14 protein-coding genes are annotated in these 12,869 nt (G+C 62.5%); 12 read left to right on the top strand and 2 right to left on the bottom strand.

The window, feature by feature from the left end; genetic code table 11:
* Window positions 1-39 precede the first annotated feature (39 nt).
* Window positions 40-1,146: a DNA polymerase III subunit beta gene (dnaN, locus tag HUX88_RS29095; protein ID WP_117015705.1), complete on the bottom strand. Its 1,107-nt coding sequence runs from the start codon at window positions 1,144-1,146 to the stop codon at window positions 40-42.
* A gap of 105 nt (window positions 1,147-1,251) precedes the next feature.
* On the bottom strand, window positions 1,252-2,649 hold the full coding sequence (gene dnaA, locus HUX88_RS29090; protein ID WP_176364031.1) for a chromosomal replication initiator protein DnaA: 1,398 nt from the start codon (window positions 2,647-2,649) through the stop codon (window positions 1,252-1,254).
* Between the two features lie 386 nt (window positions 2,650-3,035).
* Here dnaA and rpmH point away from each other — a divergent pair, with 386 nt between their 5' ends.
* The 12 genes from rpmH (at window position 3,036) to HUX88_RS29030 (ending at window position 12,842) form a co-directional block, all read left to right on the top strand.
* Complete coding sequence (gene rpmH / locus HUX88_RS29085) at window positions 3,036-3,170, top strand: 50S ribosomal protein L34 (RefSeq protein ID WP_040378179.1); 135 nt, start codon at window positions 3,036-3,038, stop codon at window positions 3,168-3,170.
* A gap of 36 nt (window positions 3,171-3,206) precedes the next feature.
* Window positions 3,207-3,647, top strand: coding sequence for a ribonuclease P protein component (rnpA, locus tag HUX88_RS29080; protein WP_161096846.1), 441 nt, complete (start codon window positions 3,207-3,209; stop codon window positions 3,645-3,647).
* Window positions 3,644-3,907: a membrane protein insertion efficiency factor YidD gene (gene yidD, locus HUX88_RS29075; protein ID WP_117015707.1), complete on the top strand. Its 264-nt coding sequence runs from the start codon at window positions 3,644-3,646 to the stop codon at window positions 3,905-3,907. Before rnpA ends, yidD begins: the two co-directional genes overlap by 4 nt.
* Window positions 3,908-3,918: 11 nt before the next feature.
* Window positions 3,919-5,616, top strand: a complete 1,698-nt coding sequence (gene yidC / locus HUX88_RS29070; protein WP_176364030.1) for a membrane protein insertase YidC — start codon at window positions 3,919-3,921, stop codon at window positions 5,614-5,616.
* A 67-nt stretch (window positions 5,617-5,683) separates the two neighbouring features.
* Window positions 5,684-7,063 (top strand): tRNA uridine-5-carboxymethylaminomethyl(34) synthesis GTPase MnmE, encoded by a 1,380-nt coding sequence (mnmE, locus tag HUX88_RS29065; protein WP_176364029.1) that lies wholly within the window; start codon window positions 5,684-5,686, stop codon window positions 7,061-7,063.
* A gap of 165 nt (window positions 7,064-7,228) precedes the next feature.
* Window positions 7,229-8,461 carry a tyrosine-type recombinase/integrase gene (locus tag HUX88_RS29060; protein WP_176364028.1) on the top strand — a complete coding sequence of 411 codons (1,233 nt, stop codon included), beginning with the start codon at window positions 7,229-7,231 and terminating at the stop codon, window positions 8,459-8,461.
* A 126-nt stretch (window positions 8,462-8,587) separates the two neighbouring features.
* Window positions 8,588-9,286 carry a hypothetical protein gene (locus HUX88_RS29055; protein WP_176364027.1) on the top strand — a complete coding sequence of 233 codons (699 nt, stop codon included), beginning with the start codon at window positions 8,588-8,590 and terminating at the stop codon, window positions 9,284-9,286.
* A 108-nt stretch (window positions 9,287-9,394) separates the two neighbouring features.
* Window positions 9,395-9,589, top strand: coding sequence for a DNA-binding protein (locus tag HUX88_RS29050; protein ID WP_176364026.1), 195 nt, complete (start codon window positions 9,395-9,397; stop codon window positions 9,587-9,589).
* Window positions 9,589-9,837: an AlpA family transcriptional regulator gene (locus tag HUX88_RS29045; RefSeq protein ID WP_176364025.1), complete on the top strand. Its 249-nt coding sequence runs from the start codon at window positions 9,589-9,591 to the stop codon at window positions 9,835-9,837. The genes HUX88_RS29050 and HUX88_RS29045 overlap by 1 nt, the downstream gene beginning before the upstream one ends.
* Window positions 9,834-10,256 carry a helix-turn-helix domain-containing protein gene (locus HUX88_RS29040; protein ID WP_176364024.1) on the top strand — a complete coding sequence of 141 codons (423 nt, stop codon included), beginning with the start codon at window positions 9,834-9,836 and terminating at the stop codon, window positions 10,254-10,256. The genes HUX88_RS29045 and HUX88_RS29040 overlap by 4 nt, the downstream gene beginning before the upstream one ends.
* A 109-nt stretch (window positions 10,257-10,365) precedes the next feature.
* Entirely contained in the window at window positions 10,366-12,159 is a 1,794-nt protein-coding gene (locus HUX88_RS29035) for a plasmid recombination protein (RefSeq protein ID WP_176364023.1), read from the top strand.
* The gene (locus tag HUX88_RS29030) at window positions 12,156-12,842 is read left to right on the top strand and encodes a DUF6651 domain-containing protein (RefSeq protein ID WP_176364022.1); all 687 of its coding nucleotides are present in this window, start codon (window positions 12,156-12,158) and stop codon (window positions 12,840-12,842) included. The genes HUX88_RS29035 and HUX88_RS29030 overlap by 4 nt, the downstream gene beginning before the upstream one ends.
* Window positions 12,843-12,869 lie beyond the last annotated feature (27 nt).

Below are 12,869 nucleotides of genomic sequence, written 5' to 3'. Positions count from 1 at the left end.
TTATCGATTACTGGTGTTCTGACGGCGGCTACAAAAAACTTAGATACGCATCGGCATGACGACGTACTTGAAGTCGGCATTGTCCGGGATCGAGATCAGCGCGGACGAGTTCGAATCGCCCAGCGCGACGTTGACCTGGTCGCACTTCAGGTTGTTCAACACGTCCAGCAGATAGGTCACGTTGAAGCCGATGTCGACGCTGTCGCCGCCGTAGTCGATTTCCAGTTCTTCCACGGCCTCTTCCTGGTCCGCGTTGGTCGAGCTGATCTTCATGCTGCCCGGCGTGATGATGCAGCGCACGCCCTTGAACTTATCGCTGGTCATGATGGCGGCGCGTTGCAGCGAGCGCAGCAGCTCATCGCGGCCGATCGTGAACTCGTTCTTGTAGCCCTTCGGGATCACGCGCGTGTAGTCGGGGAACTTGCCCTCGACCAGCTTGGAGATCAGCTCGATGTCGGCGAAGGTCAGCTTGACCTGGTTGGCGGCGATGTCCAGCTGCACGGTCTCGTCGTTCTCTTCCAGCAGGCGCTGCAGTTCGATGATGGTCTTGCGCGGGATGATCACTTCCTGGCGCTCGAACGATTGCTCGGTCTCGACCTGGCAGAACGCCAGGCGGTGGCCATCGGTGGCCACGGCGATCACGTTCTTGCCGTCCAGGACCAGCAGCAGGCCGTTCAGGTAGTAGCGGATGTCCTGCTGGGCCATCGAGAAGTGCACCATGTTGAACAGGTGCTTCAGGGTCTTTTGCGGCAGGGTGACGGAGGCGCTGTAGCTCTCGGCCTGCTGCACGGTCGGGAATTCCTCGGCGGCCAGGGTCTGCAGCGCGAAGCGCGATTTGCCGGTCTGGACCGTCAGGCGCTTGTTCAGCAGCGTCATCGTCACGTCGCCCGATTCAGGCAGCGCGCGCAGGATGTCGAGCAGCTTGCGCGCGGCCACGGTGGTGCCGGTCACTTCGCTGCCGGAGCCGATCTCGGCGTTGGTGGTGATCTGGACTTCCGTGTCGGTCGACAGGAAGGATACGCTCTCGCCCTCTTTGCGGATGAGGATATTGGCCAGAATCGGCATAGTGTGCCGACGCTCGACAATACCGCTCACGATCTGCAGTGGCCGGAGAAGGGTATCTCGGGTGGTTTTGACCAATTGCATAGATTATCCTCAATAGTAAAGATTAAACGATATTTTTATAACTATATTGCCTTGTGAGCAGCCGTGCTTTTTTGCCTAGATCATAAAGGCATTCCTACCGTCCGGCTAGCCTTTCAGCGTTTGCTCCAGCACGTGCAGCTCGTGGTTGCATTCCGGGTTCTTGGTGCGGTCCAGCGCGATCTTGCGCACGGCGTGCAGCACGGTCGTATGGTCGCGGCCGCCGAACAGTTCGCCGATCTCCGGCAGGCTCTTCTGCGTCAGCTCCTTGGCCAGGTACATCGCGATCTGGCGCGGCCGCGCGATGTTGGCCGGGCGACGCTTGGAGTACATGTCGGCCACCTTGATGTTGAAGAAGTCCGCCACCGTCTTCTGGATGTTCTCCACCGAGATCTGGCGGTTCTGCACCGACAGCAAATCCTTCAGCGCTTCCTTGACGATGTCGATCGTGATGTCCTTGCCGTGGAAGCGCGAGTACGCCAGGATCTTGCGCAGCGCGCCTTCCAGCTCGCGCACGTTGGAGCGCAGGTGCTTGGCCACGAAGAAGGCGACGTCGTCCGAGAACGTGACCCCTTCCTGCTTGGCTTTTTTCAGCAGAATCGCCACGCGCATCTCCAGCTCGGGCGGCTCGATCGCCACCGTCAGGCCGGAATCGAAGCGCGAGATCAGGCGGTCGTCCATGCCGGTGATTTCCTTCGGATAGGTATCCGAGGTGATGATGATCTGCTTCTTGGCCGCGATCAGCGCTTCGAACGCATAGAAGAACTCTTCCTGCGTGCGGCTCTTCCCGCCGAAGAACTGGATATCATCGATCAGCAGCATGTCGAGCGAGTGATAGTAGTGCTTGAAGTCGTCGAAGCCCTTGCGCTGGTAGGCCGTCACCACGTCGCGCACGTACTGCTCGGCGTGGATGTAGCGGATCTTGGCGCCCGGCTGGTCGGCCATCACCTGGTTGCCGATCGCGTGGATCAAGTGGGTCTTACCCAGGCCCACGCCGCCGTAGAAGAACAGCGGGTTGTACGACACGCCCGGGTTGTTGGCCACTTGAATAGCGGCGGCGCGCGCCAGCTGGTTGGCCTTACCGGTGACGAAGCTGTCGAAGGTGAGGTCGGTGTTGATGCGGCTCTGCTCGCGGCGCGGCGCGGCCGAGGCCGGCAGCTCGGGCACCGACGGCACCGGGTCGTTCGCGCGGGCGTTGCCGTTCGGCGCGCCGTCGTTGTAGTCGGGGGCGGGCATCACGGTGGCCGGCTTTTTCGGCAGCGCCAGGCGCGGGTCGAGCACGAACTGCACCTCGGTCGGCGCTTCCCAGTACTGGCACGCCAGCGCGGTGATGCGGCTGGCGAACTGGGTCTTCACCCAGTCCAGCTTGAACCGGTTGGGCGCGGCCACACGCAGCTTGCCCGCCTCGTAGTCGAGGGGGATGAGCGGTTTTATCCACGCGCTGAACTGTTGCGGCGTCAGCTCCAGCTCCAGCTGGGCGGAGCAGGTCTGCCAAAAATTTTCCATGAATCTTTATCTATTCTTTACTGCTGATCAGGGTGTCGGTGAACCTGGGTTCGCCACACGTAACGCGCTATTCTACTCTCGCCGGCGCAAGTTATCCACAGGCACGACGCTTATTTTCGCAGTCCCGGCGGCCGAAGCGCGGCGGCCGGAGGCCATCAGTTGTTGACAAGCGGGAGCTAAATGTTGATAATTCAGGGTTCCCCGCCCGTATTCCTAGTTTATTCACATGAACGTCAATATGGAGTAAGCGTGGATTTAGCGGGCGATGAGATGGACCCAGCTTGTGCCGGTAGCGTTGGCATGGGTGCGCGAAGTGTCATTGGCACCAAAAACTGACGGGGCCACAACCCGATTTTGCATTTTTTTCTGCTTTTAGCGAGACCAACATGAAACGTACTTACCAACCTTCCGTTGTACGCCGTAAGCGTACCCACGGCTTCCGCGCACGTATGGCTACCCGTGGTGGCCGTCAAGTGCTCAACGCACGTCGCGCCAAAGGCCGCAAGCGTCTGGCTGTATAAGCCAACTGCTTGTTAGCTGATCGCGTGGAAAGCTGTATTTCAAGCGGCTCGACAGGCGAAGGTTCACACGACTTCGCGCGCGTTCGGCGTATCGTTAAAACGGATGAATTTTCATCCGTTTTTCGTTTGCGCCCTACCCAAAAAAGCGCGCACTTTGTGCTTTACACCCGTCTGAATGAATTGCCGCATGCGCGGCTGGGCGTCGTTGTGGCCAAGCGGTTTGCGCCGCGCGCCGTCACGCGCAACACGATCAAGCGCGTCACCCGCGAACTGTTCCGCCAGACCAGCCTGCCGGCGATCGATTGCCTGATCCGCCTGTCCAAGCCGGTCAACAGCAAGGACGGGCCGGCCACCACCGCCAAGCTGAAAGCGGCTTTGCGGGTGGAGCTGGCACGCCTGTTCGCGCAGGCCAAGACGGCCAAGCCGCCCAAACCGGCCTTGCCTTCGGCGCCGCCGCCTCCATCTGAGGCCCCATGAAAACTCTGCTACGCTTGCTGCTGCGCTTTTACCAGTTGGCCATCAGCCCGCTGATGGCGCCGAGTTGCCGCTTTCATCCAAGCTGCTCGAACTACGCGCTGGAAGCGTTGCAGGTGCATGGCGCCGCGAAGGGCAGCCTGCTGGCGGTCAAGCGCGTGTGCCGCTGCCATCCGTGGAATCCGGGCGGGCATGATCCCGTCCCTCCTGCGGACGGCAAAACGAATTCCTCTACGACCGCTTGCGGTTGCAACCACTCCTGACAAATAGCCTAATGGATATCAATAAACGTACCATCCTGTGGATCGTGTTTGCCGTGTCGCTGGTAGTTCTCTGGAACAACTGGATGGTCTCGACAGGCAAGCCTTCCATGTTTGCTCCCGCCCCGGCGCAGACCGCCAAGGCCCCGGAAGCGAAGAAATCCGAACTGCCGGCCGCCTCCGCGACCGCGGCTGCCGGCGCCGCCGCACTGCCGGGCGCGCCCGCCGCGGCCGAGCCGTTCAAGAGTGAGCGCATCACCGTCACCACCGATCTGTTCCGTGTCGACGTCGACACGCTGGGCGGCACCATCAAGCGCCTGGAACTGCTGAAGTTCAAGGACGGCGTGGACCCGACCAAGAACCAGGTGCTGTTCGATGTGGACGCCGGCACCGGCAAGACCTATCTGGCCCAAACCGGCCTGATCGGCGCGCCCGGCCTGCCGAACCACCAGACCGGCTTCGTGGCCAAGCCAGGCCCGCGCATGCTGGGCGACGGCAACCAGGTGCAACTGGTGCTGGAAGCGGAATCGGCCGGCGTCAAGCTGACCAAGACCTACACCTTCAAGCGCGGCGACTACGTGATCGATGTGCGCCACGACGTGACCAACGTCGGCGCCGCCCCGGTCAAGCCTGAGCTGTACCTGCAGCTGGTCCACGACGGCAACAAGCCGGCCGGCGACTCCTACTTCAACAGCAGCTACACCGGCCCGACGCTGTACACCGCCGAAGACCACTACAAGAAGCTGAAGTTCGACACGCTGGAAAAAGAAGCCGCCGAAGCCGCCAAGACCGGCAAGGACGCCGTGCAGGATCACCCGACCAAGGCCGATAACGGCTGGTTCGCGATCTCGCAGCACTTCTTCGTCTCGGCCTTCGTCCCGCAGGACAAGCTGGCGCGCACCATCTTCACCAAGAAAGTGACGACCAACCAGTACGCGATCGGCACCATCCAGCAGCTGGGCACGCTGGCGCCGGGCGCCACCGTGAGCAACGAGGCCAAGCTGTACTCCGGCCCGCAGCAAGCCAAGCTGCTGGAGCAGGTCACCCCTGGCCTGGAACTGGTCAAGGACTACGGCTGGCTGACCATCATCGCCAAGCCTATCTTCTGGGTCATGGACCACATCCACCAGGTGCTGGGCAACTGGGGCTGGACCATCATCGCCTTCACCATCCTGATCAAGCTGGCGTTCTTCCCGCTGTCGGCCGCCGGCTACCGCAGCATGGCCAAGGTCAAGCTGGTCACGCCGAAGATGCAGGCCATCCGCGAGCGCTACAAAGGCGATCCGGCCAAGATGAACCAGGCCACCATGGAACTGTACAAGGCCGAGAAGATCAACCCGCTGGGCGGCTGCCTGCCTATCCTGGTGCAGATGCCGGTCTTCATCGCCCTGTACTGGGTGCTGCAGGCGTCGGTCGAGATTCGCGGCGCGCCGTGGATCGGCTGGATCACCAACCTGGCCGCGCCGGATCCTTGGTACATCCTGCCGGTGCTGTACGCGATCTCGATGTTCATCACCACCAAGCTGAACCCGGCTCCTGCCGATCCGATGCAAGCGAAGATGATGCTGTTCATGCCGCTGGCGTTCTCGGTCATGTTCTTCTTCTTCCCGTCCGGCCTGGTGCTGTACTGGGTCGTGAACAACGTGCTGTCGATCGGTCAGCAGTACGTGATCTCCAAGAAGTTCGCGCCGCCTGCGGCCGCCAACTCCTGATCACCAGCTGATGTTGCAGAAAAGCCCGTGTTAATCGCGGGCTTTTTTTTACCTTACAATTCCCCCTATGAATATCGACTCTTCCCCCATCGCCGCCATCGCCACCGCACCTGGGCGCGGCGGCATCGGCGTGGTGCGCGCCTCCGGCAAGAACCTGCAGCCCTTGATCGCCGCGCTGTTCGGCGCCACCGCCCTGCAGCCGCGCCACGCCACCTACATCCCGTTCAAGCAGGCCGACGGCGCGCTGATCGACCAGGGCATCGCCATCTGGTTCAAGGGCCCGCATTCCTACACCGGGGAAGACGTGCTGGAACTGCAGGGCCACGGCGGCCCCGTCGTGCTGCAGCTGCTGTTGGCGCGCGTGCTGGAGGCGGGCGCCGACATGGGCCTGCGCCTGGCCGAGCCGGGCGAGTTCACGCGCCGCGCCTACCTCAACGACAAGCTCGACCTGGCGCAGGCCGAGGCCGTGGCCGACCTGATCGACGCCTCCACCGAAGCGGCGGCCAAGTCGGCGTCGCAATCGCTGTCGGGCGCGTTCTCGAAGACGGTCAACGCGTTGGTGGACGGCGTGACCGGCCTGCGCATGCTGGTCGAAGCCACGCTGGACTTCCCGGAAGAGGAGATCGACTTCCTGGAAAAATCCGACGCGCGCGGCCAGCTGGCCGGCATCGTCGAGGCGCTGGAGCAGGTGTTCAAGCAGGCCTCGCAAGGCGCGCTGCTGCGCGAGGGCTTGAACGTGGTACTGGTCGGCCAGCCCAACGTCGGCAAATCGTCGCTGCTGAACGCGCTGGCGGGCACGGACGTCGCCATCGTCACGCCGATCGCCGGCACCACGCGCGACAAAGTCACCGAGACCATCCAGATTGAAGGTATACCTCTAAACATCATCGACACCGCCGGCATCCGCGCGATCGACGACGGTGTGGACGTGGTCGAGCGCATCGGCATCGAACGCACCTGGGGCGAGGTCGGCAAGGCCGACGTCATCCTGCACCTGCTCGACGCGGACCACGGCCCGTCGCGCGCGGACGAGGGCATCGTCGCCGCCTTCCCGGCCGGCGTGCCGGTGCTGCGCATCTGGAACAAGATCGATTTGTCGGGCCACAAGCCGGGCGTCGATCCGATGGAGGATGCCACGCACGTCTACCTGTCCGCGCACGAGCACATCGGCATCGACCTGCTGCGCGCCGAGCTGTTGCGCATCGCCGGCTGGCAGCAGACCGGCGAATCGCTGTACCTGGCGCGCGAGCGCCACCTGATCGCGCTGAAGAACGCCGGCGCCCACCTGGCGCGCGCCGGCGAGCACGCGGCGCAGAACGACCAGTCGCTGGACCTGTTCGCGGAAGAGCTGCGGCTGGCGCAGGTTCAACTGTCCAGCATCACCGGCGCCTTCTCGTCGGATGACCTGCTGGGTGTGATCTTCTCCCGGTTCTGCATCGGAAAATAAGTAGTTTGCAAGCGATGTCAAAGTTTGCCAATTTTCTGTTTTCTATTCCAGTGAAATCAAAGGCTTATGTGCAAAGTTTGCCAATTCATGCCAATTGACACCAAGAGATTTTAAGTACACACTTCAGTACACAGCTCATTGTGAGCTGAAGACTGTGTACTTATCATGCCCAAAGCAGCCACCCCCCTGAACGACAAGCGCATCAAGGCCATGAAGCCCAGGGCGAAGCGTTACTTGGTCGCCGACGGCGGCGGGCTGGCGCTGGAGGTTATGACGTCCGGCGCGAAGATCTGGCGATATCGCTATTCGCTGCACGGCAGGCAGCAGCCCCTGGTGACGATCGGCGAGTACCCGTCGATCAGCCTGCAGGATGCGCGGGAGCGGGCGCGCAAGTATGCCGAGACTGTGGCCGGCGGCGTCTCGCCGATCGCCGACGCCAGGAAAGACCGCGGCGCCAGCAAGGCGCACGATTCCGTCCGGCCCTTCTCCGACCAGTGGTTCAACTCAGAGATCGCAAATAAATCCAAGTCCTACAGCACTGTGACCCGCCGCGCCTTGGATAAGGACATCCTCCCGGCGATCGGCGCCAAGCCGCTGGCGGACGTCAATGCCGGCGACGTGCTGGCCATCTGCGACAAGGTCAAAGGGCGTGGCTCCCCGCAGATGGCGCTGTTCACCCGCAACGTCATCAAGCGGATGTACGAATACGCCATTTCGCGGCAGGCAGTGGCCATCAACCCCGCTCAGCAACTGGTTGCCCGCTTCATCGCCACGCCGCAGAGCCGCACCCGCGTGCTGGCTCCGGATGAAATCGGCTCCCTCATGCGCGAGGTGTACGCCTCCGACATGAGCCGGGCCTACAAGCTGGCGCTGCACCTGCTGGTGATCACCATGGTGCGCAAGTCCGAGCTGACCGAGGCTGAGTGGAGTGAGTTCGACCTGGACGCCGGTATCTGGCGTATCCCTGCTGCCCGGATGAAGAAGGACAACGAGCACTGGGTTTATCTGTCGGCCCAGGCGGTCGAGATGATCCGCGAGCTGCGAACGCTGTCGCACAGTCAGCGCTTCCTGTTCCCCATGCGGCGAGGGTACGAGGATCGGCCGATTGCTAAGTCCACGCTCAACCAGGCGGTGCGCGCGATGAAGTCCGACATGCAGCATTTCGTCATCCACGATTTTCGCCGCACGGCGTCGACCCACCTGCACGAGATGGGCTTGTCGTCCGATGCGATCGAGAAGGCGCTGGCGCATTCGATCAAGGGCATCAAGGGCGTATACAACCGCGCTGAGTATGCGGACGAGCGCCGCAAGATACTGCAGCTGTGGGCCACCTTCGTGGATGCGCAGATCAACGAGGGCGCTAAAGTTGTCATCGGCCGGTTCGGCCAGGCCGCGTAGGCGCGCCGGCGCCGACCAGCGCCAGAAAAAGTTTAAAGCACCAGCATAGGTTAGCTCCCGAAAAGCGGCTCTTCACCGCCTGGCTGGTGCCCCGATTCCTGAAGACGACACCTTGAAGGGGTGGTTTTGAGAAAGCAATTACCTATTTCCGCCGCCGCCGAGATGGCAGGCGTCAGCGTCAACGATGTATTGCATTGGGCGGTGTCCGACCGTATTTACCTTGGGGCGATGCTCGCCCCATTCACGGCAGATGGACGAGACTATGCGGGCCGCGAGCTAAGTCACGCGCATCGGCGCCAGATTGGAGGCAAGGCGGAAACCTGCATTCTTCCCCATGAGGCGAAGGAAATTCTGCTTTCCGGGACGACCACAATCGCCGTATGGAGGGAGCCGGGCTACGAAAACGGAATATCGATTCCTCAGTTGAGTGATAAGCCGGTGGTGTATTTCCTACGTGAACCGCAGACGATCGGCCGGGATGTCCTGTGGGTCTATGAGGACGAGATGCTGGCCGAAAGCGCAACGCCGGTCACGGCGAGTGAGCCCGCTCCAACTATCGGTACAAGAACGCATGCTCTTAAAAGCCGCGCCCATCCGCTTGATGCGGTCATCGCGCAAGCCGAGGCAAGTGCAGCCGATGCCAGCAAACCTCAAAGCGTTTGGGATGCGTTTGTAGCGATTGCGAGTACCAAATCACCGCCTGCGCCGCTATTGGGCTATGTCGACGGCGAGGGCATCAAATACCGATCGGATACCAATGATGAAGGGTTCGTAATTTACAAGAGAACGGCGTTCATTGCACTGTACAGACGTCGGGCGAGGTAACGCACGGTAACGCACAGTGACGCTTGGTTACGTGGAGAAACGGAAGTATTGGGGATAAGCAGGGTGAGTTAGATAGTTGTGGCACCTAATCACACAAGGGGCCACAAAATGCAAACCCAAGTAGGCGCAGCCATCCGCGAACTGATGACGACGGCCCAAGCCGCCGCCGCGCTCCACCGCCAACCGCGCACCCTGAACAAGTGGGCGTTCACGAAAACCGGACCGGTCCAGCCGATCCGCGTCCACGGCCGTCTGCTCTGGCCGAGCGATGAGATTGCGGCTCTGACACGGGGGGCGCAATAATGGCCGCCCAAACCGTCGCCGCAGCCGCAGCAGCGCCAGCTCTGCCTCCAGTGGGCATGTCGCGCTGGCAGCAGCTCCAGCACATCATTCCTGTGTCCCGCGAGAAGTGGCGCCAGCTCTGCCTGGTCGGCCGCGCGCCGGCGCCGATCCGCATTTCCGAGCGCTGCACCATGTATCCGAACATCGAGGTGCACCGCTGGCTTGCCGATCCGATCGGCTACCGCCAAGTGAAAGGCGGTGCTGCATGACCTCCAAAAAACAAAACGCCTCCGATAAGGGAGGCGCTCGACCTACAAAGCTGGCGGGCGGCGTAGGTGGGCAAATCAAAGTTCTGAAGTGCAGCGATCAGTATATCTCAAAGTTGCGCCGCGAAGTGCGCAAGGCCGGCTTATTCCTGCGTGACACGACCGGCCGTAGCCAGCGCGAGGCGTTGCTGAACATCCTTCAATATCTTGGCGGGCGTGGGTTGAATACACCCGAAGCCGTCGGCCTGGGTGTGTATCGCGTGGCGACCCGTGTCCATGAGCTCCAGGAGGCAGGCTATCTGATCACCTCGCATCCTGAACGGATCGAGGGCCCTGATGGGTTGGTGCACTGCCGGATCGCAAGGTATGTTTTTAGTGGCGTCAAGGCGGATGCGCAAGGCAAGTTGGACTTGGGCGAATGATGCTTGCCGTCCACCGCCTGCGCGCCGCCGTGCTGTGTCCGCTGCCGCCACCACCGCCAAGCCTGATCGTACTGCTGGCGCTGGTGAGCTGCGCCTTGCGGGGCTGCGCATGACCGACTCGCTGTACCTGCGCCTCAAGTGCTTGAACACCCGGACCGTGCGCGGCGTGACGTCGCCCAAGAACATCGTCCGGGTGGCGGCCATGCACAACCTGCGCGAGATTCAGGCCGAGCTGGGCGCCAGTACTGCTAGCGGAATCAATCCCGGCCGCATGCACTTGAATTACCAGTTGCGCGGCCCGGCCACCGCTGACGGAGTGGCCGCCCTCGCGCTGGCGCTGCTGGACAATGCCGGTGTGACCAAGCTCCGCCGCGATGCCTGCATGTGCGTGGAACTGGTGTTCAGCTTGCCGGCCGCCACGGCCATCGACCACCGCGACTACTTCGCCGCCGCCGTCGCCTGGGCAGACGCTTATTTCAGCGTCCCGGTGCTGAGCGCAGCCGTCCACCTGGACGAAGCCGCCCCGCATTGCCACATCCTGCTGCTGCCGCTTATCGCTGGCCGCATGCAGGGCGGCGCACTGGCCGGCGGCCCGGCCAAGATCCGCGCCATGCTGGCCGACTTCCAGCAGCAGGTGGCGCAGCGCTTCGGGATCACCCACCAGCCGCGCGCAAAGCGCCTCAGCAAGCTGAACAGGGACGTGGCCGGAAGCATGGTGCTGGAAGCGCTGCGCGCGCGCCCTGAGCGCCTCCAATCGCCTGGCATGCGCGATGCGCTTATCGCCGGACTGGGTAGCCAAGCGGAGGCGCTGCTGGCGCTGCTGGGCTTGAGCATGCCTACCACCAAGGCGAAGGCCAAGAGCTTTGCGGAGATCATGACCGCGCCGTGCAAGCCCGAGCGGACCTACCGCGCCACAGTGAATGCGAAGCCTATAGACATTGCACAAAATTTGGGCAATCAGGATGGCAAGAAATTCGACAACGTCTATCTCTGTGTAGACGTTGCTCCTTCCTCCTCCCCAAATCCAGCCCATGAGCAGCCGCACCAGCCCGCCGAGGGCATGCAAGCCTCCCAGTGCATCCCGGCGCCAACCGCCGGCCAGGCCGCAGTAGGGGGCGTCCTTAAAGTTCAGGAGGCCCCAGCACCGGACGTCGTCCGGATCGCCGGGCTGACGCATGGGGCCGTCCACCAGCTGGACGCCCCTGCGGTCGACGCCCACCACCAGGACGGCGCCGGCGACCTGGCCAGCCATTCCACCCAGATTCCGGGTGTTTTGGGTCAGCAAGATGCCTTGATATTTCAAGCCATCGCCCCGCGCGCCGCCCGCCACACCAAGCCGACGGATTGCGTCGCGTTGGCCGGCCAGCAAGATGTGAGCAGTCCTGCGCGCATCTCGCTGGAGTGCGCTGCTGCGATCGACGAAACCAGCCCGACGTTTTTCGTCGGCTTGGTCGGGCACCACCAGGACGGCACCCGCCACCCGGCCGCAGAAGATGTACTCAGTTTTGAGTGTATCTCGCCAGCACCGGGCGCCGCCCACCGCACGCCCACTGTGAACGAAATACGTGTGCACAAAGATGTATCCAAAGGTGGATGCATCTCCAAAGGGAGTAGCGTTTCACGACTCCCTGCAGGTGTCCTCGAATTTTGGGATACCCCCACGGTCAGCGGCGACCAGCTCAAAACTGAGCAGGTCGATCCGCAGGCCGGTCGAGCCGACGCACATCGGTGCTCCCCCGCTGGGGGCGGACATCCGGGCCCCCAGCGGGGGATGGCGCCGGAGGCCAGGGAGTATCGACGCCACCGCGACGAAGACCACCCGGCCACTAGCTGGGATGAGCAGCGCGGGGAGTTTGCGCCGACCACCGGCCCGCCGGCCCGCGCCAAGCATCCACATCCATGACCGAAGTGGGATTTTCCCACCTCGACCAAACCTTAAAGAAAGTTAATATTATGAAACTGAAATTGAACAAAGACGGCTCGGCCGTCGTCCGCAACGGCGCGCCCGTCTACGTCATGGACAACGGCACCGAGCGCGAAATCGACGGCGCTGCCGCTTTCAAGCTCGCCCTGAGCAAGCATTTCGAGGCCTCGCCTGTGATGACCGGCCTGAAGTTGCCGGCTGACGTGGCCGCAGCGTTCTTTGGCGACTCGTTCCGCCTCGATGGCGGCAAGCTGGTGGGTGTCGATAAGCATGGCATTACGATGTACTCGCCCACTCGCCACGGCGAGGCCGCCGACTTCAACGAGGCATTTGCTCAGCTGGTCAACGTCTACGAGAAAAAGGGAATGATCCAGCGCGAAGGTGGCGCGGCCAGCGCGCCCGGCACTGCCTCTCCCACCGGTCAACAGCGTACCGGCACTACCATCAATCGAGCGCAATTCGACTCCCTGCCGCAGATGAGCAAGGCCAAGTTTCTCAAGGAGGGCGGGCGCATTGCTGAAAGCGCTGCAGCACCGTCCGGCGGGCCAGCTCCAGCGCCAGCAGCGAACAGTGGTAAGACCATCACGCGCGCGACCTTCGACCAAATGCCGCAAATGGAGCGCCATGCATTCTTCAAGGCCGGCGGAAAGGTCGGCGACTGAGCTGAATCGCCCCGCTGAGCTGCTTTC

This window comes from Duganella sp. BJB1802 (assembly GCF_013369445.1).
Lineage (GTDB): Bacteria > Pseudomonadota > Gammaproteobacteria > Burkholderiales > Burkholderiaceae_D > Rugamonas > Rugamonas vulcania_A.
This window is presented reverse-complemented; position numbering and strand designations above follow the sequence as displayed.